The 605-nt window shown below is 52.1% G+C and carries 1 pseudogene; it reads right to left on the reverse strand.

Annotation, left to right across the window (positions count from 1 at the left end):
* Positions 1-605: pseudogene (locus HMPREF2572_RS05940) on the reverse strand (hypothetical protein); the annotation flags it as partial.

Below are 605 nucleotides of genomic sequence, written 5' to 3' on the forward strand. Positions count from 1 at the left end.
CCGATGTTGGCAGTGGATACATTGCCGTTCTCGTTCTTGGCTTCTCCGCCCAAGATGTTTTTCAGGTTCACTTGAGTGTCGTTCAGCTGTTCTTCAGTCGCAGCTTGTCCTTTGGTGGCAAAGTCCGCACCGCCCAAGGTTTTGTTGGTCAGTCCGCTTACCGTACCGTTCGTACCGTCCAGCACAATCGGGGTGCTGCCAGCTTTGCCCAACGTAACTTTGTCGTTCAAACCGAAATCAACTTTGCCTCCCGGCAGGGTTTTGGTCTTAATGTTGCCATCGGTACTGGTGTAAGTAACAGTGTCACCTAAGTTGACTTTTTCAGTCGACCCTGCATCAGCGGCAATCTTCAGACCTTTGCCCAACTCGTCGCCCACTTTGTCCAATGCTTCTTGAACGGTATGCACCGGTGCACTTACCGTACCGTCCGCTTGTTTGACGGTAAAGTCAGGAGCCGCAACGGAACCGTCTGCACCAACGGTCGTGTTCAACGCAGTTGCCAACGGTTTGATTTGCTCGACATTTACTGCATCGGTGTCTGCCGTACCTTTGGCTACGTTGGCAATCTTGTTACCGCCGTTGTTCAGACCAGACTTGGTCAGTGA

Origin of the sequence: Neisseria sp. HMSC064E01, assembly GCF_001808875.1 — a bacterium.
Classification (GTDB): domain Bacteria; phylum Pseudomonadota; class Gammaproteobacteria; order Burkholderiales; family Neisseriaceae; genus Neisseria; species Neisseria sicca_A.